This window comes from Bradyrhizobium sp. MI1.10 (assembly GCF_055811035.1).
Genome location: NZ_JBVVPN010000058.1, coordinates 16,439 through 37,785, shown reverse-complemented (window position 1 = coordinate 37,785; position 21,347 = coordinate 16,439). Strand labels below are relative to the sequence as shown.

Genomic DNA, 21,347 nt, shown 5'->3' with positions numbered 1-21,347 from the left:
CCGCAACGGACGATCGGCTACGCAACCCCGACCAGCTCCGCCGATCGTCCGTTGCTCCAACCGCGCCACTTGGCGTACAAAACCCCGAGGCTCTAACCGCTGCCGGATGAAAGTTCGGTGGCAGGTCACCCCCCTCACCCCTGCAACATCCGAAGTGTCCAGGTTCCTGAATTTGGTCCAGCAGGCGACCGTGACTAGATATCGCACGATGAATAAGCGGCAAACTAGCGGTTAAGAAAGAACCAATATCCTATTTCCGGAGTTGACTCATGCGCGATCCGAGCAAGCACGGTTATTGTTTGCGCCGAGGATGAGTTTAGAATCTGAGCCGGGACGACATGAAGGATCTCAGGCCACGATTGGAGAGGCTCCGAGCTGACGCCAGAGACTTTGCCCTTATGAGTCAGCGGGCGAAGGACGCAGAAAAGCACGAGCGCTTCAAGCGCTTGGGGGATCCTGAAACAAACAGAGCATTTGGATTCAGGCGCCCAGAACCAGGTCGTCGAGTTTAAACCGTCCTCTGAGAGGAAGCGCGGCTGACGGGGAGAAGACGCTGAGCGGCTAGCTATCTTCCTCATCCGCCCAGCGCATAACGAGTATATCATCCGAGAACGGCCGCCGCAGCACCTTGGCATCACCCCAAAACACGCGCACCCACACATCGCGCTCCTCATCCGTCGTCCGGATTGCCGGCATCGCCTTCGGATGGATCACTCGACCACCGCGTTGAGTATCGGAGTCCCCGGCAGTCTGCGGGACGAGTGTCGACGCGGTGCCACTTCATCTATCTGCTCCGTGAGAGCTTGAAGATGCGCTCGCCCGATCAAGCGAGCCAACGCGGCTCTCCTTTCATGAAGACCGGAAGACCGGCCAGCGCTGGCAGCCAGGTCGCGGCTGCAGCTGATCTCTGGAACAGCGCTCAGGCCTCCACAAAATCAGCCAGTCATGCACTTGGCCGACTAATCGTCGCCCACAGGCGATGATCGTTGGGTCTCTGCACGCGAACCCAGTGATAGGGCGTCCTGGACCACGGTTTGATCTGCGGCGTGAGATTGTCGAGGACGAGATCGCCGCTCCTGGTCCGCACGAGAAGCACCAAATGATGCTCTCCGGAACTAACGACGACCTCGCTCAATAGCAGGGCCCGCGCGGGCCAGCCCCGTTGCAGCAGTTCATGACGCTTGCTCACTACGTAGTCGTTGCAATCACCGCTATCGGGGTTAACGATCCACTCCTCACCTGCAAGGCCAAGTTCATTAGGCTGCGGAGCAATGGCGCGGTTCACGGCGCGATTGACTGCTTTCAGCTCCGCCCACCGTTCCTTCGTCAACCGGATCGGCCCGCCGCGGAAGGAGCGCCGCGGGCGACATTCGGCCTCATAGCGCAGGCAAAACACCGTGTAAGTGAGGGGCGGAAGCGTCGGGCGTCCCAACTCGATGTGCGCAAGAGCCGCTTGCGGCGCCGTCGGCACGGTCAACAATGCCGCACGCGCCCACTGAACGCCTCCGATCATGACAGCTATGGCTGCCGCGATGACTGGGCCCGAGGTTCGCTGCATCTGCCGATCCCTCTGCGCACGCCAAACTGAGGTCGGATCCACAGCCGGCGCGGCCGCCCCCCAACCGCGCGAGAATGATTATTCCGCGTTATTATATTTAATATAATTCCATTTAAATTAAACCGCAACAATAAATTAACGAATTAAATTGACGCCGAAGATCTTTTGCAAAGGGCTGCAGTGACGCCAGCGGTGCGCCTGCAAGGACGAATGCAAAGGATGAATGGGATGAGAAGCCTTGCGGCTCCGGTTGTTCTCGGTGGAAGGGCGCGGCAAGCGCGGCGCGGCGCAGACGTGGTTCGCCGATCCAGAGCCAGGGCAAGAACTCAACTGCCCATATAATTATAACTGTTGATTTAATTATTCACCGAGGCCAAACCGTCAAACAGTGCTTCCTCGGGCAGGACAGATTTCATATGCCAGGTGAGCTACTCGTCATCCTGGGAGCTGAAGCTACGATACTTGTCTTCGTAGCGGCGATGACCCTGCACGCCAGGCGAATGGACGTACTGAACCGACGATCGTCCGAAAGATCCGCAGTCTCGCCCAGGCTTCTGCCACGGTCGATCCGTCGAAAGCAGCGCGATTTACTGCGGTTGATCAGGAGGTGGGTCGATCTCACCACGTTCGCCCCACTAAATCTCTTGCGGCGACCCGACATCTTCAGAACGCTGGTGTCGACTCTGCAAAGCAGACGGCGGACTCCGATCCGGCTTGTGACGCGCACTCGTCGGCCGGGCCCGCCCGCTGCCGATGCGTCCGGCCGCCCAGCCGTGCCTTCAGAGGCTGGCCGCAACGCCGGCGCCCACGGATAGGGCACCGGCCTCGAATGCGCGCAGTCGAACGCTGCTATCTTCCGCGAGGACTCAGCGTTCCTTGAACACCCGCCCCCGCCTGATCATGCGGCGGCTTGAGAAGGTAGGACAGCGCAGGGCGACGTTGCATCTTGATGAAAACCTCGACCGGCATGCCAGACAAAAGCTTGGCCGACCCGAGTTTCACCAGCTCACGTCCGCAAGCTCTGCGTCGCCCCTGTTCAGTTGAATTTCTTTTTCGTCTTGAACATCAATGTTATGCGCAGCAATGGGCAAACTCTTGAGATTCCTCTTGCGGCGTGCGGAACATTCCCCTGGAAAAGCACTAACCGATTTGGACGTGGCAGAATTGCTGCGATGATGTCTGCCGGCGGCTGTTGCGTTAGGAAGATGGTCTCACCCGACCAATTAGGGTCCCAAGTTGGATTAGAATAAAAGACTGCCGTGTAATCACTGGGATCGGCTGAATCCAAATGAGCCGAACCTTCGCATCCGTATGGATAACCGTTTGCATAGCACCTCATCAGTGTGTGATCTTTGAAGATCGTTTCCTCCAAGAGGCTCCACATTTTCCAGATGACCGGAGCTTCGTTCAACAAGGCACCTGAACAATCTGACGTGTCAGCTTCGTCGTATCCCCCGGCAAAATGCTTGTACCAATAGCGATAACTGCCGGGTGCCTTGTATGACACTGCTCCGAATTTCCATGATGTATTTTGCAGATAGTCTTGAACGTCGGCCAACAATTGTTGTTCTAGGACATCATCATAAAGACGAATGACCGGGCTTTGTGAGTGTATGATGGGCTGCGATGTCACTTGTCGAATAGCTCCTTGATCGCGAGCTCGGTGCTCGTTGATACAAAGCCCCGAGTACTGGTGCACTCGGGGCTGTGTCATTTCGTGTCCGCCAAAGACTCAGCGCTCCTTGAATGCGCGCCCCGCCTGATCGTGCAGCGGCTTGAGCAGGTAAGACAACGCGGTCCGACCTGCCGTCTTGATGAAGACCTCCACCGGCATGCCGGGCAACAGCTTGGCCGACCCGAGTTTCGCCAGCTCTTCCGGCTTCAGCAGAACGCGACCCGTGTAGTAACTGGTGCCGGCACGCTGATCCTGCGTGATGTCTGCCGAGACCATGCTGACCTCTCCGTCGATTTCGGGCGTGGTCTTCTGGTTGAACGCCGCGAAGCGCATTGTCGCGGTCTGCCCCAGATAGACCTGGTCGATATCGCGCGGTGCGATCTTGACCTCAACCGCAAGCGAGTCCGCATCGGGCACGATCAGCATGATCTGCTCGCCGGGAGAGATAACACCTCCAACCGTGTGGACGTTCAGCTCGTGGACGCGGCCGCTTTGCGGTGCCCTGATATCGACCCGATTCAATTGATCGACCGCCGCAGTTTTGCGCTCGCCCAGCTCGGCGAGTTTCGATCGCGTTTCAATCAGATCCTTGCCGACTTCCGTCCGCAGGTCCTGGTCGATCTGAATGATCTGGAGTCCGATTTCGGCGATCTTGCCCTTCGACTGGGCAATCATTCCTGCCAGCTGGCTGCGCTCGCCTTCGAGTCGGGCGGCATCGCGCTCGAGGGAATTGAGCCGCGTGATCGGCACCAGATTTTTTTGCCAGAGACTGCGCACGCCCTCCAGCTCCTGCCGGATCAAATCGACTTCCTTCTGCTTGGCCTCGGTCTGCCCAGTAAGGCCCTTGATCTCGTTTTCCAGCTGCGCGCTTTTCTCCTGCAACTGCGCTTTTTGACCGCTCCTCGCCTGACGACGCAGGTCGAACAGCTTCCGCTCCGCGGTGATTGCACGGCTCGCCTGGGAGTTGCTCTCCTTGGCGCGGTCGAGCAGCGCCTTGGGAAACACGGGCTGCTCGCCATCGCGCTCGGCCTCGAGACGAGACTGCCGCGCGAACAGCTCATCGAGGCTGTTTGTGACGATGGTCGCATTCGCGAGCGTCTGAGTCTCGTCGAGGCGGATCAAAATGTCTCCTGCATTGACCCGGTCGCCCTCTCGCACGCGCAACTCTCCCACGATCCCACCAGTGGAGTGCTGAACCTTCTTGACGCTCGAATCCACCACGACCACGCCTTGGGCGATCACCGCACCCGACAATTGGGTCGTTGTCGCCCAACCGCCGACCCCAAAGGTCACCAAACCGAACATGATCATACCGACGATCATGTAACGCTGGATGGATTCCAGCGCCGGTGTCACCTGGCCGTTCATCGGCTGCCTCCTTGAGCTTCCGCGACGACCTTGAGCGGTATTGGATTTCGCAACACTCTCTTGAGAACCTCCTCCCTCTTGCCGAAGGACTGAATCCTGCCTTCCCCGAGGCACAAGACATGGTCCACACCTTCCAGCGCCTTCGGACGATGCGCGACAACGGCGACAATCCCTCCCCGGCGGCGCACGTTCAGGATCGCCTCGGTCAATGCCTCCTCGCCCTCGGCATCGAGATTGGAAGAGGGCTCATCAAGTACCACCAGGAAGGGCTTGCCGTAAAAGGCGCGCGCGAGCCCGATACGCTGCCGCTGTCCCGCCGACAGCGCCAGCCCTCCCTCGCCAATCTTCGTGCTGTAGCCGTCCGGAAGGGAGAGGATGAGGTCGTGCGCGCCCGCGGCATGCGAGGCTTCCAGAACAGCAGCGGCCGTTGCATCCGGGTCGAACCGCGCAATGTTCATTGCGATGCTGCCATCGAACAATTCGACGTCCTGCGGCAGATAACCGATGTGCTTGCCGAGGGCGTCCGAAGACCAGTGATCGAGCGCGGCGTTGTCGAGCCGGATCCTGCCTCGAATGCACGGCCACACCCCGACCAGTGCACGTGCCAATGTCGACTTGCCGGATCCGCTCGGGCCAATGATTCCAACCGCCTGCCCGCTCCGAAGCTGGAACGACACTTCGCTGAGAGTGGGCCTCTCCGAGTTCGGGGCGCCAACATAGAGGTGCTCGGCGGTGAGGGTTTCAACAGGTGCAGGCAATGCCAACCGCTCCTCCTCGTTGGGCAGAAGCTTCAGCAAGCGATCGAGCCGTTGCCCGGATTGCCGCGCGGCGACGAATCCCTTCCAGTTCGCAATGGCCATTTCGACGGGCGCCAGGGCTCGCGCAGTGAGTATCGATCCTGCAATGATGATGCCGGCCGTCGATTCCTGGTTGATGACGAGGACGGCGCCAACGGCGAGAACCAGCGATTGCAAGATCGCCCGGAAGATCTTGGAGGCGCCACCGAGTCCGTTTGCGACATCGCTGGCCCGCTCGTGGGCCGCGAGGTACTTCGCGTTGACATCCCGCCAACGGAAAGCCGCTTGTTGCCGCATGCCCATGGCCTGCAGAACCTCGGCATTTCGCCGCCCCTCGAGCGCAAGGGCAGTTCGCGAAACGGCCAGGCGCGAGGACGCCTTTGCCGGCCCTCGGGTGCGTGATTCCGTGAGCATCGTAATCCCGACCAGCACCAACGCCCCGGCCAGCGCAGTGACGCCAATCCAGAAGTGAAAGAGGAAGCAGACGCCGAGATAGATCGGCATCCAGGGCAGATCAAAGAGCGCCGTCGGCCCTCCGCTCGAAAGGAAGCTGCGGACCTGATCAAGGTCCCGCACCGGCTGCAAGCCATCGCCATCGGCCCTGGTCTTGAGAGGAAGGCGAACAAGCGCGTCGAATATCCGAACGCCGAGCCTTTCATCGAAATACCGGCCGACCCGGGCACTGATCCTGTTCCTGACGAGGTCCAGCCCACCCTGAAACAGGTAAAGCACCGTCGCCAGAACCATCAAGGCTATCAGCGTCGGTATGCTGCGCCCGGGGAGCACCCGATCGTAGACTTGCAGCATGAAAAACGAGCCGGTGAGCATGAGGAGATTGCTCATCCCGCTGAAGGCCGCGAGAGCCCAGAAAATCCGGCGGCAAGACCGCAGGAAAGCCGACATCTCTGACTGCGACTCGTCATAGTCCTCCGCCGGCCCGGGTCGACCAGCGAATATCCGTTGCCGCAGGGCTTCGACCGAGCGCTTTGCCCAGCCGATCAGTTGCGGCGTCCGCAGTTCGGCGTCTTCCGCCCACTGCCGTCCGACCGCCCAGAGCTCTGATAGGTAAAGAAGTGGAATTCGATAGAGATTCGCGGGCGGGGGGAATGCCCCCCGCCGTCCAAAGTCAATCATGGTAGCCGCCCTTGAACCATGCCCTTGTCTGAAGATCCCCCAAGAGATCCCCAAGGCAGTTGTTGAGTACTACTCGGTGTGGATGCCCGTCCCTTACGCGAAGTGGAAGTCCTGGCTAGTCAACGAACCGACCTTCATGTTCTTCAGCGTGAGCGTGTCGCCCCCCGTCGCCGCGATGACGACGTCCTGGCCCGATTGGGTCGCATGGGAAAGAACACTCGCAAAGCTGTCGAACACGCTCTTGCTGAACTCGATCGTGTCGTGAGCAGGTCCGCTGGCAGCGAAGTCCTTGATGACATCGTTGCCGAAATTCGCGGCAAACGAGAAAGTGTCGGCCTTGCTGGTGCCAACCAAGACGTCATTGCCTGAAGTGCTCGTCTGTACGTTGCTGCTTGTCGAGTTCGAAGTCGCAGCGAGCTGAGGGGTGCTCGTGGACGACGTAGCTACGCTGGAAGCACCGATCTGACCGTCACCGTTGAGATCCTGATGGAAGCTCGTCTCAAGCGATTTAAGGCCAGGGTCCGTACCCGTCACGAAGCCGCCCGACGTGGAGCCGGTCAGTGTGCTGACATGGGATACGTAGTTGCCGTTGTTGTCGGTGTTCCAGGCCGTGTAATAACCGCCGCCCTCCTTCCAGACAACCTGATAGCCCGTCGCCGTCTTCTCCGCACCAATCGGTGCCCAGGTGCCATCTGACCCGTCCACAAAATCCACGCCGTGATTCTTCAGCGAGGGCCCCGATCCGCTGCTGCCGTTGAGGTAATATTTGCCGTTGCTCTCAACGAGGCTTGTCGCACCATCCGACTCGATTTGCTTACCAGTAGTTGGCGACGTCGGTGTGGTTGGCGACGTCGGTGTGGTTGGGGACGTCGGTGTGGAAGCACTGGAAGTACCGATCTGCCCGTCGCCGTTGAGATCCTGATGGAAGCTCGTCTCGAGCGATATGAGGCCAGAGTCCGTACCCGACACGAAGCCGCCCGACGTGGAGCCGGTCAGGGTGCTGACATGGGATACGTAGTTGCCGTTGTTGTCGGTGTTCCAGGCCGTGAACAGACCGGCGCCCTCCTTCCAGACAACCTGATAGCCCGTCGCCGTCTTCTCCGCGGCAATCGGTGCCCAAGTGCCATCTGACCCGTCTACAAAATCCACACCCTTGTTCTTCAGCGTGGGGCCCGATCCGCTGCTGCCGTTGAGGTAATACTTGCCATTGCTGCTCTCAACGAGAGTTGTCGCGCCATTCGACTCGATTTGCTTACCAGCAGTTGGCGACGTCGGTGCGGTTGGGGACGTCGGTGCGGATGGGGACGTCGAGGTGCCGGTGCTGGCCGTGACCACGGTGGACGCCGCGCTGGTGTTGCCTGCCGCATCCGTTGCCTTCGCGGTGAGGCTGTGCGAACCGGCCGCAAGGCCGCTGGTGGTATAGTTCCACACGCCACTGCTGTTGGCGGTTGCGGTCCCGATCTGGGTCGTGCCGTCGAACACCTTTACGACGCTGCTCGCTTCGGCACTGCCCGACATCACCATCTGATTGGCGCTGTTCACCGTATTGCTAGCAATGGTCGGCGCGGTCGGCGCTTTGGTATCGACGGTGACTGCCAACGCAGACGACGCCGCGCTGACCTGCCCCGACGCGCTGGTCGCCGTTGCGGTGAGCGTATGCTTTGCGTCAGTCAGGACCTTTGTGATGTAGTCCCAACTGCCGCTTGAGTTCGCAGTCGTTGAACCGATTTGGGTCGCACCGTCGTAGATCTTGACCGTGCTGCCGGCAGCAGCGGCACCCTTGAGCTCGATGGTATTGTCGTTGGTGATCTTGTCGCCAGCCGTGCCGCTGTCGGTCGAGAACGAAGCGATAGTGGGTGCATCCGGTACGGTGGGCGTGGTGGGCGCGGAGGGCGCAGTCCCCCCTTCAACCGGCCATGGGGGTGGAATAAGATCACCCGGAACGAGTTGACCATTCACGATTGTTGCGGAGCGTACGTTTTCCCACTGAGTGATGTGTATGGGCGAATTGGTTTCCTGAAAGACAAACGGCGCCGCCCCAAATGGTCCTACAAAATACACGTCTTTCATTGAGACGTAGATGTCATCCGCATCCGAGGCAATACGCAGGCCATACGGACCACCTTCGAACATCACATTATCGAAATTGAACGTTCCGCTATAACTATCTGCAATGAACATCCCAGCGGTCGCAGAAGTCTCGTGGGACACAATTGCCGAGTTTGTGATTGTCACATTGCCAGTGCTGCCGGGAGCATAGGCCTGAATACCATCGGCGTGGTCGGCCCCCTGTCCCGTCGTTTCAATGTACGAATTGTTGATGGTTATATCTCCGCTCCCCCCAATGCGCACGCCTTCCCTTGCGTCAATGCGGATGTGGTCGAGGTTGAACGAGCCAAAGCCTCCAACGACCGCATCGCCGCTAAAATCGGTAATACTTGCGTTCGAAAGCGTCCCGCCATCAGCAATGGCACCCCCACTCGAATTCGTAACGCCGCTAAACATCGGGTCGTCCCAGCTCAGAGGAATGGTCGCCATCTAGTTTTTCTCCTGGTAGCTTCGATTAGATTTGTTCTGGCACGCGCCCATTTCGATTTCCCCGAGCGACGATACCCCAAGTGCGACCCTGCTGGCGCAGCGCCGTTGGAACCGTCTTCTCGGTGGGCGGAGGCTTTTTTGCGACGACACGACGGCTCACCCAAGGTAATTTCTTAGCTACCCTGGCCAAAGTCGCATCGCACAAATTTAAATGCGGCGTTAATTCCTTAGTCCGATCAAGCACTCGTGCACCGCGTTGAAAGAGTCACACGGAGAACGAACGAAGATATACGCAAGTATGCTTGGATCGAAGGTGCGCCGTCACCGCCAGATGACAGCTCGCCAGGAGTCGCCGTCGACGCCTCTACAGCAGAAAATAAATTAAATATTCGATGGTCAAGATTATCTGCCGTCAGATACGTCCGCTGAGGGCTCGTCCGGCTGGAAGAATATGTGTCGCGACGACCATTTCATCTGCGGACAATCAAGAGCATAACCGTCGTTGATTTTCAGTTCGATGGCTGCTGGACGATATTAGACCGACAATCGCCATGCCGGCGGAGCCCTCCGCCATCTCAGCGAGTTCAACTCTGGTGGCCAATGATGAGATGCTGACTGGGATCGTCGCAGATCAATCGAGCTGTTGCGGTGCGGGCGCGGCATCCGGCCGCCCTGTCTTGCCTTTGGCGCCGTCGAGCAAACCCACGAAAGCGACTCTTCCGGCCGACAAGGAGCCTTTGATCATGTATCGCACTACGAACAACAGTCCGACTCCGAAATGGCAGATCCAGCGCCATCCCGCGAAGCGCCGAGCATAGACAATGCCGTTGCGGGCAGACAAATAGATCGAGAGATGCGAGCGCTTCTCGGGGGCAACGGCCGAGCCGATGGTCGTTCCTCCAATGTGGCGAATGATAGCTTTGCTCGCGAAGCCGATGCGGTGCCTTCCCCGCCGCCGTCCCCAATCCAGATCTTCCATATAGAGGAAATAGTCCTCAGCCATGAGACCGACGTCTTCGACGAACGCTCGCGTTGCCAGAACACACGCTCCGCTTACCGCATCGATCCGGCCAAGGTCTTCGGCGGAGGGGGCACTACCAATTGGCGCATTCCTTCCTATAGCAACAACACGGCCTGTCATTTGCGACCAATGCAGTCCGTAGTTGATGATCTTTTCGGGGGTATTGTGAAAGACCAGGCTTCCGCCCACCATGCCGAATCCCTCAGCAGACTTGGCAATCAACTCAGACAGGCCGCGGCTATCCACTTCGGTATCGGGATTCAGGACAAGCACCGAACCCCAGCCGGGGACGCCAAGCAATGGCTCGAGCCACGCGTTGACGCCGCCGCCGTAACCGAGGTTCTCAATTGCGAGCCCAACTCGGACAGCATTCGTGCGATCCTTAAATCGGCATTTCGCCACTGCGGCCAATCGTTTCTGTGGCTGGTCAAGAGTATCCGACGCATCCGAAGTTCTCTGCAACGTTCGGTCCGGTCCCACGAGCGCAGCCAGCAATCTCCGGTAGGCCGCTTCCCCGCCATTTTCGCAAATGAAGACCTCAAACCGATCCCAATCCGAACGAGCAAGCGATTTCAAGCAGCGATCGACGTCATCGGCATTGCAGTATGAGACGATGATGACGGCAAGGTTGATGCTAGCAGTCGACATAGCCCAGACACCTTCTCATTTGCCCTCGACGATGACGAGCGACCGTCGGGAACGTAAACGCCTGCGCAGCTTCGAATGCGGCGTCCGACAGACGCCGCGCCAGAGAAGAAGCCGGGATCCACCAACGTCGATCCCGGTCGCGAGAAGGCGCCGGCGAATGATCAGGATGGCTGCGCATTTTGCAATCCGCCGCCAAAGCGCTATCGATACCGCCAGCGCATCAGCTGACGATAGAGCCCGAGCTTTGTGCTGATCCTCCAGGCAAAGCCGCGCATCTCATCCGGATCAAGCAAGTGCTGGCGAATGTACTCCGCATCCATGTTGTTCGTCAGGCAAAGGCGGGAATAGAGGAAGGGTTCGAATCCGCGATGATGCCCAAGCTGGATTGTAAAGAGGTGTGTGTAGCCAGCCCTCAGCGCCGCCTCCCAGACCCGCCGGGAGAACCGCCCGTATGGGAAAGCGAAAAGAGTAACCTCTTGTCCGAGGCGATCCTCGAGCATCGATTTCGACACCCTAAGCTCGCGCTCGAGTTTTGCATCCGAGACAGTCGTCAAATCGACGTGGGCCATGCCATGTGAGCCGATCGCAACGCCGCCCCGGCCGAGCTCCTCAATCATCTCCCAGCTCATACGTCCCGGCGAGCCTACAAAGTCGACCGGGATAAAAGACATGAAACCTGGAATACGACCGGTCGTCATGTAACGGGCATAGATATGCGTGTAGTCCGAAAGAAATCCATCGTCGAAGGTTAACAGGACCGCACCGGTACGGCTGGGTTTCGGATCGGAGCAATGCTTCAGAAAACTCTGAGGCGAGACCAGCCCTTCCTCGCAAAGCGCAAGATGCGCTTCGAACATTTCATGCGTCAGGCACCACGCATTCGAAGGCGAGGCTTCCACCAGCTCATGATAATTCAGGACAATCATAGAGTTTGAATCAGATCTGAGACGCGCCGGGCCCAAGCCTGCCAGTTCAATCGAGCCTCGAAGGCGTCCCGGCTCGATTGTCTCAGGCGTGCCAGCCGGTCCTTGTTAGCAAAGGTCTGGGAGATCACCGTCGCATAGTCCGCCTTCGTCGCATTGGGCGGTAACAAGATTCCCGTCTCCTCGTCGCGGATAGCGCAGGAGACGCCACCGGTGGCCGGCGCAATGCTCGGTACGCCATGGGCCGCCGCTTCGCAAAAAACGATGCCGTAGCAATCTGCCCGGGTCGGCAACAGAAAGAAATCCGCGTCGCGATAGAGTTGATCCAGCCGGCTGCGCTGTTCACGATCATTCTTGTCCAGGTACGGGATGATCGTCAGGCCATCCTGGGTGACTGGCTTGGGCGGAGTGCATCCGCAGATCACGAGCTCCGCCTCTATGCCCCTGTCCCTTAGTTCAGCAAGAGTCCCGACCGCGATGTCCGCGCCCTTCTCCTCCCAGTTGGCACCGATGAACAAGAGCCGGCAGGGACCCGGCTTGCGGCACGCAAGCACAGAGTCACGATTGGGTGTTTCTTCGAGGTTGGCACCCCAGGGAATGACATGCACCCGCCCACGGTCGGCACCGTAATCTCTAACAGCAGATTCGGCGGCCCATTCCGACGGGTAGAGGACAAGATCCGCACGTGCGATGGTGTTGCGTTCCAGGCGTTCAGCAATCTCCCGAGCATTGCGTGACAAGTTCCGATAATTAGGATGGTAATTGTCGACAAGCCGAAAGGTCGCATCGGACGCATAGACGAGGGGAACGCCCGCAGGCACTGCCCAGGCGAAGTTGGAGCCGGCGGGCGCGAAGACGAAGTCGGGTGAGACCGCGCAGATTTTGCGTGCTGCGTCCGCTGCATACTGTGCAACGACAGGCCCCGCATGAAATGGGGAGAGGCTCTGCCTGCGAAAGGCACGGCAAAGTCTGGAATACGTCTTGTAAAGAGGTAAGATCGGTGCGCTCAGGGGACCGATATGGACCACCTCATGACCTTCGTTTGCGAGCGATTTCGCCATGTGAAATGGCGTGCCGGACCAGAACCTGACCTCGCTTGCGTCGCCGATCGTGGCGAAAGCAATCCGCCGCGCTGTTTGGCCGCCGGAGAGGGAGCGCTGATTCATCTTATTCCCTCGCACGGCGCAACCGGCTTACAAAAACCTACGATAAGATCAGCCACCTCGGTAACGTGACCGCCCTGCCCTGCTCCGACAAACACAGCCGGCTCCTCAGAATTCAACATCGTATCGCAACCCCGCCATAGCGCTGGGGCCTCCATATTAATTACCAGAGATTGTAATTATTATCCAGTTTATTTAATTCTGGCTGCAGTCGGCGCGAAGATCCGCGGCGCGAGGCATCGTTATAAGATCGCGAATTTGGGCGCTTCGCGCATGAAAAAATACCCTATTGTCGCGGGTGCAAGGTTTGCACTCATTGACCAATGAACTTTCATCCAGGAGCTGTAGAGCTTAGGGGTCCGAGCCCCTAGGGCTCAGTGGAGCAACGGCCGGATCGTGCGCTACGCCGGGGGCTTTAAAAGAAACTGGCGATAGACACTGCGCGCCTGAGAATAGATATGATGCGCTGGAATGGAAAGCCATCCATCCATCGAGACTATGGGATCTGATAGTAACCCGTAATGCTTGCCGAAAAGATGAGAGGGATCGCTGCATATGTTGTATTGCAATGACAGCTCCGTCTCGTTTGCGACCATGCGGTAACTGTTGCTACTCATCAGCGGCTCGATGGCCAGCATATACGCTATGGGGCCCGTTGTTCTCCAGACGCCCTTGTTTCCCACGCCATGCACCCACGATCGGTAATTTTGGATATTTGTCAAAACCCGCTCGATCACCGCCTTTAGAAACGGATGACCGGCAGCGGCTATGATATGCCACTGTTGAAATTCGCGTTCCCGGTTAGCCCCAAACTCTTTGTGCACGCCCCAGCCCGCGTGCGGCTCGCCAGGGCTATTCCGCCAACGTGACAGAATGAACCTGTCGTCTGATCGAATGGCTCCGTCGAGAGGCTCGACCGTTGTGCTTTTGATATCAAGATAGACCCCACCGCGCTTGTACATGAGGAGATAGCGGAAGAGATCAGCTCGCGCCGCTCCGTACTGCGGATTGATCTTATAGAACAGGCTCGCAATTTCTGGGCCGTAATGCTCGACGATGAACGTAGCAATCGCTTGTTCGTCGTATAGTCTGTGTTCCCAGCCGGGATTCATTGTTTTGATGGCTTGTATATTCCTTGCCAAGACGATCGGTAACGGATTTTTCGAGAAATATATTTGATGAATAACGCGGGGGATCTGAGGCCCCAGATCAAACGTCGGAACTTGAATATTTTGGATCGTCATGATCGACATCCCAGGTTCAGACTGACGCAGCGCGAGAAATCACGACGATCGCTATGGTGGCGGCGCCTAGATTCCAGAGCGATCACCCGAGAACAACGGAGCTCCTCTGCGTGGCACGCGCGTCACCGCCCTGCAGTAAAACGCCTCCGGTAATCGAATCATATCCCGTTTCCGCGCCTCTATCGCGCAGCACCGCGGTTTCCGCGAGGTTCGCCCGCATTCCGGCAAAGACAGCGATAAGGATGAAACAGATGCCCCAAAAGTGAACCATGAACCCCAGAAAAACGATGGTTACTATGACAATTCCGAGCGCCACCGATAGCCGTCCTTCCTCGGGAGTAAGGTGACGCGATCTATCGATCGAACCAAGCCAGCATGCGCCCACAATTGTCAAAAGGATTAATGCGCTCCCAGGAATTCCGTAATTCATTGCGGCGGCAAGCCAAAAAGCATCCACGCTCCCGCTCACAAGCGCGCCGTGAGACTGCCAATTCCAGTCGCCGTTCAAACCAATTCCGAAGATCGGCGAACCGAGTACTACAGGCCCCCCGGTCTCCCAGATCGCTTGACGGTACCAGGCCGCCTCCGGACTTACTCCGCCAAGGCGTACAAGCGTTACGACGGGGTTGCCAGAGAAAGTGAAAACGGTAAGGAGAACAGCAGTCACAGCCAGTCCGACCAACTTCCATCTGGTTCTAAAGCGAGGGGTTGCAGCATAAAAAATCGCGAGAGCAAATCCGATCACATAGGCTAGCAATGGACTCCGCGCCTGCGAAGCCAAGACACCTACCAGCGCGATCCCTGCAACACCCCAGCCCAACACCTGGGGCCTAAACGTAGTGAGGGCCAAGTGTCCAAACCACACACAAACGGCACCGAATAATATCGAATGCTCCATTGGACCCATGGCACGAATGACCCCGTCCCTAAACAAGGTCTCCGACTTCAACGCGAATGCACCTTCATAACTGGGTTTCACATAACCAGTAATTCCTTTGACGAAGTCATAGGTGAACAGTCTATCAGTCAGAGAGTCGAGAAGCGCGACACCGACAATCAGAATAATCAACTTGCAAGAGAAGCGTACGATTCGCACGGAACTATCGACCGCCGGACCGAGAAGATACCGGAAACTCAAATATGCGCCGGTGAATGAAATTGCCTCGATCCCGGCTCCTTTAAGACCCGTGGAACCATCCGTTACGGTGGCAGCCAACATCATCCAGACGCCTGCAGCCGGAGCTAAAATATCCGATGGAACGCAGACTACAGCTCGCGGATTGCGCTGGGAGAGCCGCGATATCGCTGCGATGGAGAACACAAAAATCAGAACTCGAGCGACGGTGAGGCGAAAGTCACCGACGAAGAAAGATAGACCCTCGGGCAAAAAAATTGTGACCAATAATAGTTTGAGATATAGTTCGGCACGTGAGGGCGAACCGCCTGTAACACGCCTAACTACACTCTGCTGGCGATCCTGCAGATAGGTACGTTGAAAATCCGAATCCAATTCAAAGCTTTTGCGGCTCAAAGCGAATACCTCGAATGCCGAAGACGTTGCGCCAACAAGAAGCAGCGCTCAAAATTGAGCCGCCGCATCAAAACGACCGTTCCGCCGAAGAGGCGCTTCATTTCGTCGTCTCCAAAGGAATCGCCAAGAAGTCACGACGTAGGCGGCTCGTTACGCTGGGTGGAATCAGCGCATAAGCAAGCGCCTTGTAATAGTGTGGATCCGCGGGATGCAAAGAAGCACATTGCCAACCCGTCCTTAGCGCTGACAAACGATGGTTTGACCGACGTAAATCCAGCACACTCCTGATGAAATGGGCGGCGATATTATTATCCAGCAAGCTATTGCGGGACCTGTGGCCTCCATCCTCGCATTCTGGCTCAAACCGTAAACCTCGCCGCTCGCAGGCCCGCCTGAAGGCCTCAGATTCAAATCGTTTGCGCCACGCTGGCGCACGTCGGGTAAGTGAATTGGGAAGAATGCGGTACGCGTAAAGGCACTCACCCAATACAATCATCGGATGCTCTTCGCCAATTCTCAATATGTAATCGTAGGTCTCGGCGACCTGCAATGAAGGCTCGAATCGCAAATGGCCGATCAATGACATCCGAAACATTCCTGTGGGATCAAGGGCAGGCATTCGAAAGGCTCGGATCTCAGAGTGGCAGTCGTCCTCTCCTTTCGGTGCAAACACGGGGGCCATGGCTCTTCCGTCAATGACAAGCTCGTTACCGCAGAATACGGCGGCCAAATGCAGCCCGTTGAGCAGCGCACGCACCTGTCTTTCAATTCTCGTTGGATAGCTGATGTCATCCGCATCTTGAATTGCGTAGTACTCGCCGCGGATCTGATCGAGCGCTCGATTGATCGCCACGGGCTTGCTTGCGTTCGCTTGATGGATCACGCGAACACGCTCGTCCGCCAGCAAATCTTGAACTGAGTCGAAGCAGCCGTCAGTGCTTCCGTCGTCGATAATGAGGATATCTAAATTGGTATACGTCTGATCAATTATGCTCAACAACGAAGGCCGCAAATATTCCCCTGCGTTGTAAACGCACATCACGACCGTGACGAGGGGACCTTCAGCTCCCCCTTCAGCATTGGGCCGACGTGCTTGGGACGTCATGAAACGCTCCTGGTCAGCCGAGGCCAGTGCATTAGCTTCGACACGCTAGCATGTCCCGCAAGAAGTCCGGCTGTGAACCGCGAGACGGTCATTGACATAACCTCGCAAACAGGCTCCGACCGGGATTTAATAAACCGACGTTAATATTCCGATTGACTGCAATTAAATCACATTAATCGGTCAAAGAAAACAGGCTTGCGCCGCCACGATCTAATTAACTCCCCGAGCCGATTGAGGGGACATCGGGCGGCGAGGTGCCGGAACTTGGCAGCTTTGCTGCCCGCCTCCCCTCCTATCCAAGCCGTCACCTCCAGGACATTAGCTGTTCGCGCTCGGATTCCGCTGGAATCCGCCGCCCGGCCCCGTGGAATGCGCATGGACCCGACAACACGAGATTCGACGCCGGGGTTAATATTCCGATTAATTCGTGCTATATTGACGTCGCTCGCGTAATTAGTTAACGCATCGCGATTAAATATGGAGATAATGTGATGACCACGGTTTCCTCGCGAACTTTAGAGATCGCGCACGATTGGAAGAGCACAGATTATTACGATAAAGCGGAATCGGATGCCTGGACCGACCCGTTTTGGAAGCCGGGGACGCCATTCCGGCGTTTGTTCGAGAGATTGGATACGACGTCAACCGTCGAACTCGCGTGCGGGCACGGTCGGCATTCCGCTCGTTTTTTGAGCACGAAACGCGACCAGACCACGCTGCGATCGCTCGTCCTGATGGACGTCGTTGAGGAGAATGTGCGGCATTGCAAGAAAAGATTCTCGGATGTTCCTGAAGTAAGCGCGCATACCAATAGCGGCTACGATTTCCATCCCGTCGCGGACGGGTCCGTCTCCGCGATATTCTGTTTTGATGCGATGGTGCATTTTGAATATGATGCGGTTTTTTCATACCTACAGGATGCTTCTCGTATCCTGCGACAAGGCGGCCGCGCACTGTTCCATCATTCGAACTTAGACACATACCCAGGCTCGGATTACAGAAACAATCCCCATTGGCGCAATTTTATGAGCAGAAATCTGTTTGCCCACGCTGCGAGTAGATCTGGTTTGCGTGTGCTCGAGCAAGTTACCATAGATTGGGACGAAGCCCGGAATTTGGACTGTCTGACCCTTGTCGAGAAGGCTTCAGATGGCTCGCCGGGCATGGAAAAACCGAGAGCGCGCAGCGGAAGCAGCCGGCTTACTCGCCTCGCGGACAGAGTCAGGTTCATCTTTCTAAAATGGAAAACGACTGGCGGGTTTGGTTGACGAACCCGGCCTTCTTACACCCGTTCCGGCTTCTCCGATGCTGGCTAAGCCGGATTGATACTCTGCTATGGCTGGGTACTTGAGATGATTTGTAAAGCCTGCTTGTCAGACGGCGAACATCCTCGCCACGTATTTGTTGAGATGATGTTTGGCACAAGAGAGCGGTTTGAATACCAGGAATGTATTGATTGTGGAACGATTCAGCGCCTGTCGGAAGTTGCAGACGAGGGTCGTTTTTACCCCAGTGGCTATTATTCGTTCACCACGCCTCCGCGAAATTCGCGGCTTGCCGCAATCAGGGATGCGCATGCATTTGGCATGAAAAGCGTATTGGGAGCCGTGGCGTCCTTTATGAGGTACGATCCCATCGTAGGGGTCATCGGAGATTTCGGAATTGATCCTGGCTCTCGGGTACTGGACGTTGGCTGCGGCTCTGCGAGGCTCCTTCACAGAATGTCTGCGGCAGGGTTCAAGAATCTTACCGGAGTAGACCCTTATATTTCCAAACCAGCATCAGGCGCCGTGACGATTCACAAATCGGAACTTCAAAGTATGTCCGGCGAGTTTGATTTCATCATGTTCAATCACTCGTTAGAACATGTCCCTGATCCGGACCAAAGTCTTGCCAATGCAAGAAAGCTACTTGCGCCAGGTGGTCGCATCCTGGTTCGCATCCCAACGTCGTCCTCGCATGCATGGATGGAATACGGCCCGAATTGGGTCCAACTGGATGCACCGCGCCACATTGTAATCCCCTCTCGCGAGGGAATGAACGCATTAGCCAAGCGCTGCAGCCTGTCTGTTAAGCAATCGATTGACGATTCTACTGCGTTTCAGTTCTGGGGCAGCGAAATGTACAGAAAGTCCAAGCCGCTCACATCCGGTCCAGACGATTTATTTAGCCGGCACGAGTTGAGAAGGTTTGCCAAACGAGCGGAGAAGTTGAATCTCGAACAACAGGGAGATCAGGTAGCTTTCCTCTTGACCGCTGCTTAGATGGCCCGAGTCGGCGGCCCTCCACACGTTCAGGGCAAGCATCGACTTCGAAAAATCCAACGGGTCGGTTCCGCCCGGAACGCGGTCCTCACCCAGAAGATTGCTTTTCAGTCAGCCAACATTCACGATGAATGGTTAAAGAGGACACCGTTCGATCATTTGAGCTACTCCGATTAATCTAGCAGTTTGCTGAAGAACCCCCTCGCCACGGAGGGGGCTTGATGATTCACTTTATCATCTCGAATCGGCGGAGACGATCATGCGCGGGAGGTGTACGGATCATGGCGGCCTGTTTTCGTAAATCGCGCCGGATAAGGGTGTGCCAGCGAACCATCCGCTGCGGAAGGTCCGGGACCTTGTCCGTGATGTTTTTTGAGTGATTTGAACCCAGCCTCGGGAAGCTCTACGCTGCGAGGGACGTCCTTCGATCCCTCCGGAACAATTGCTGAGCGCCTTGTTGCTGCAGGTGTCTTACGGCATCCGCTCGGAACGCCAGTTGATGGAGCAACTGAACTACAGTCTTTTGTATCGCTGGTTCGTGGGACTGTCGCCGGACGATCCAGTCTGGGACCCGACCACCTTCACCAAGAAGCGGGAGCGGCTGCAGAACAGCGATGTGTTCACGAAGTTCTTGGACCGGGCTTCTGAACCATTCTCAGGTCAAATCGCTATTGTCGGACGAGCATTTTTCGGTGGACGGAACGCTGATCGAGGCTTGGGCATCACAGAAGATTTTTCGTCCCAAGGACGGCAGCGACGACGATGATGGCGCCAATTTCCACGGCCAGAAGCGCAAGAATGACACCCATGCGAGTACCAGAGACCCGGACAGCAGGCTTTATCGCGGGGCGGCCGGACTGGAGGCCAAGCTTTGCTACATGGGCGCCACCATGGGGAACCAGCACGGGCTGGCGGTGGCCGGCAGGGTCACGCATGCCAATGGCACCGCCGAACGCCGGGCTTCGGAGACCATGCTGAAGGCGAGGCGCAAAGCTGCTGGCCGCCGCATCACGGCCGGTGAGGACAAGGCGTACGATACCGCCGATCATGTCGCCAATCTTCGCGCTATCGGCGTGACGCCGCATGTGACGCAGAACCAGGCCTGTCACCAAAACCGGCAAGACCCGCAACAGCGCCATCGACGAGCGAACCACGCGGCATCCGGGTTACGGAATGTCGCAATCGCGCCGGGCGAGTGTATCTTCGGATGGGGCAAGCAGCACGGCACCATGCGCAAGACAAAACATCGGGGCATCGCTCGCGTCGCCGCCGACTTCCTGCTCAATCTGATCGCCTATAACCTGATCCGCATTCCCAAACTGGTTGCCGCTTAGCCATCCCGCGCCAGCGGGCACCCAACGCCAAGCTGAAAACTTACATCCAACCCCACCGCGCCGACCCAACATGACCGGCGAGAACACAAAAACTCTCTATCTCGACGTTTTTCAGCAGACTGCTAGGGATCGACCACCTCTTCCGAGCGAGTTGATTTGCCTCATCTCCCATCCTGGAAGCTCTTAATGCGGGACCAACCGATACGCAGGGTGCTTTCCATTTTGTCCATAGAGTTGCGCGCGAACCGCGTGTGGCTTCGAAACGAGTCGTACAATGCGGCATTCGCGTTCGGAACGCCGGGTCTCCAAGGTTTGTTCCAGGTTGTGAAATGAACTATGCTAGGCTTGTACTCCCCTGCCAATTCAGAGACATCGAGCTCTGCGTTGTAGGCTAGATAGTTCCATCGGGAAGCGAGCCTTTTCCAAACGCCATCGCACGCAACATTAAGCGCGTCTTGATCCGAATAAGGCGATCCCGGATAGCGCTTGAGATATTCCAAGGCTGTTTCGGAGATTTTCGCCTTTCGCCATTGGTGGAGGTCTATCAGAAGTACACCGGCGTTAAAGTAGTTATGCACGCGCGGTACCGGTAGGCGAACGGTTTGATTTTTCAGCTGAGAGTCGAGTCCGTCCAAAACTGCGCCAAGAACATTTCCTTCGAGATCTGTTGTCCAGAGCGCCTGCAAATCATCAAGAACAAGGATATCGGAGTCTAGATATAATACTTTGGAGACAGTCTCTGGAAAAATACGCGGGATGAGGAACCGGGCGTAGGTGACTTTTGAAATGTACCCAATCGTCGAAAAGTCCCGGAACATTTCCAGGTTCACTTCGATCCATCGGATCGACGCAGAACCATGCGGAAGGGAGTCGAGTATCCTCTTTCGAATACGCTCGGAAACACCGTCGACAAGCACATGAAACACGAACGGTTCGCCGCTCCTATCCGTCTCCACAATAGACCGTAGGGTCGTCGCAAGTGGCATCGCATAGCGCCTGTCACAAGCAAGGACGATTGGGGATCGCATCTGTTTTGATTCCATC

The 21,347-nt window shown here is 57.0% G+C and carries 16 protein-coding genes; 4 read left to right on the top strand and 12 right to left on the bottom strand.

Annotated features, from left to right (window positions below; genetic code table 11):
• Positions 1-943 precede the first annotated feature (943 nt).
• The 11 genes from AC0L3K_RS35970 to AC0L3K_RS35920 form a co-directional block, all read right to left on the bottom strand.
• Positions 944-1,558: a transglutaminase-like cysteine peptidase gene (locus AC0L3K_RS35970; protein WP_247282860.1), complete on the bottom strand. Its 615-nt coding sequence runs from the start codon at positions 1,556-1,558 to the stop codon at positions 944-946.
• A 1,036-nt stretch (positions 1,559-2,594) separates the two neighbouring features.
• Entirely contained in the window at positions 2,595-3,191 is a 597-nt protein-coding gene (locus AC0L3K_RS35965) for a 2OG-Fe(II) oxygenase family protein (RefSeq protein ID WP_473298005.1), read from the bottom strand.
• A gap of 99 nt (positions 3,192-3,290) precedes the next feature.
• Complete coding sequence (locus tag AC0L3K_RS35960) at positions 3,291-4,601, bottom strand: HlyD family type I secretion periplasmic adaptor subunit (RefSeq protein ID WP_473367828.1); 1,311 nt, start codon at positions 4,599-4,601, stop codon at positions 3,291-3,293.
• Entirely contained in the window at positions 4,598-6,532 is a 1,935-nt protein-coding gene (locus AC0L3K_RS35955) for a type I secretion system permease/ATPase (RefSeq protein WP_473367827.1), read from the bottom strand. Before AC0L3K_RS35955 ends, AC0L3K_RS35960 begins: the two co-directional genes overlap by 4 nt.
• A gap of 93 nt (positions 6,533-6,625) precedes the next feature.
• Entirely contained in the window at positions 6,626-9,070 is a 2,445-nt protein-coding gene (locus tag AC0L3K_RS35950) for an Ig-like domain-containing protein (protein WP_473367826.1), read from the bottom strand.
• Between the two features lie 631 nt (positions 9,071-9,701).
• Entirely contained in the window at positions 9,702-10,739 is a 1,038-nt protein-coding gene (locus AC0L3K_RS35945) for a glycosyltransferase family protein (RefSeq protein WP_473367825.1), read from the bottom strand.
• Positions 10,740-10,939: 200 nt separating this feature from the next.
• A complete protein-coding gene (locus AC0L3K_RS35940; protein WP_473367824.1) occupies positions 10,940-11,665 on the bottom strand; it encodes a polysaccharide deacetylase family protein in 726 nt (241 codons plus the stop codon).
• Positions 11,662-12,828, bottom strand: a complete 1,167-nt coding sequence (locus tag AC0L3K_RS35935) for a glycosyltransferase family 4 protein (protein WP_473367823.1) — start codon at positions 12,826-12,828, stop codon at positions 11,662-11,664. Before AC0L3K_RS35935 ends, AC0L3K_RS35940 begins: the two co-directional genes overlap by 4 nt.
• 398 nt (positions 12,829-13,226) lie before the next feature.
• Positions 13,227-14,069, bottom strand: a complete 843-nt coding sequence (locus tag AC0L3K_RS35930; protein WP_473367822.1) for a glycosyltransferase family 32 protein — start codon at positions 14,067-14,069, stop codon at positions 13,227-13,229.
• An 82-nt stretch (positions 14,070-14,151) separates the two neighbouring features.
• Positions 14,152-15,600: an O-antigen ligase family protein gene (locus AC0L3K_RS35925; RefSeq protein ID WP_473367821.1), complete on the bottom strand. Its 1,449-nt coding sequence runs from the start codon at positions 15,598-15,600 to the stop codon at positions 14,152-14,154.
• A gap of 97 nt (positions 15,601-15,697) precedes the next feature.
• The gene (locus tag AC0L3K_RS35920; RefSeq protein ID WP_473367820.1) at positions 15,698-16,705 is read right to left on the bottom strand and encodes a glycosyltransferase family 2 protein; all 1,008 of its coding nucleotides are present in this window, start codon (positions 16,703-16,705) and stop codon (positions 15,698-15,700) included.
• Between the two features lie 491 nt (positions 16,706-17,196).
• On the opposite strand from AC0L3K_RS35920, the gene AC0L3K_RS35915 reads away from it, so the two are divergent.
• The 4 genes from AC0L3K_RS35915 to AC0L3K_RS35900 all read left to right on the top strand — a co-directional run bounded on the left by AC0L3K_RS35915 (position 17,197) and on the right by AC0L3K_RS35900 (position 20,303).
• Entirely contained in the window at positions 17,197-17,973 is a 777-nt protein-coding gene (locus AC0L3K_RS35915) for a class I SAM-dependent methyltransferase (RefSeq protein WP_473367819.1), read from the top strand.
• Between the two features lie 102 nt (positions 17,974-18,075).
• Positions 18,076-18,969 (top strand): class I SAM-dependent methyltransferase, encoded by an 894-nt coding sequence (locus AC0L3K_RS35910; protein WP_473367818.1) that lies wholly within the window; start codon positions 18,076-18,078, stop codon positions 18,967-18,969.
• A 466-nt stretch (positions 18,970-19,435) separates the two neighbouring features.
• Complete coding sequence (locus AC0L3K_RS35905; RefSeq protein ID WP_473367829.1) at positions 19,436-19,735, top strand: transposase; 300 nt, start codon at positions 19,436-19,438, stop codon at positions 19,733-19,735.
• Entirely contained in the window at positions 19,641-20,303 is a 663-nt protein-coding gene (locus AC0L3K_RS35900; RefSeq protein ID WP_473367817.1) for a transposase, read from the top strand. The genes AC0L3K_RS35905 and AC0L3K_RS35900 overlap by 95 nt, the downstream gene beginning before the upstream one ends.
• A gap of 161 nt (positions 20,304-20,464) precedes the next feature.
• Here the strand turns inward: AC0L3K_RS35900 and AC0L3K_RS35895 are convergent, their stop codons facing one another.
• On the bottom strand, positions 20,465-21,346 hold the full coding sequence (locus AC0L3K_RS35895; protein ID WP_473367816.1) for a glycosyltransferase family 8 protein: 882 nt from the start codon (positions 21,344-21,346) through the stop codon (positions 20,465-20,467).
• Between the last annotated feature and the right edge of the window lies 1 nt (position 21,347).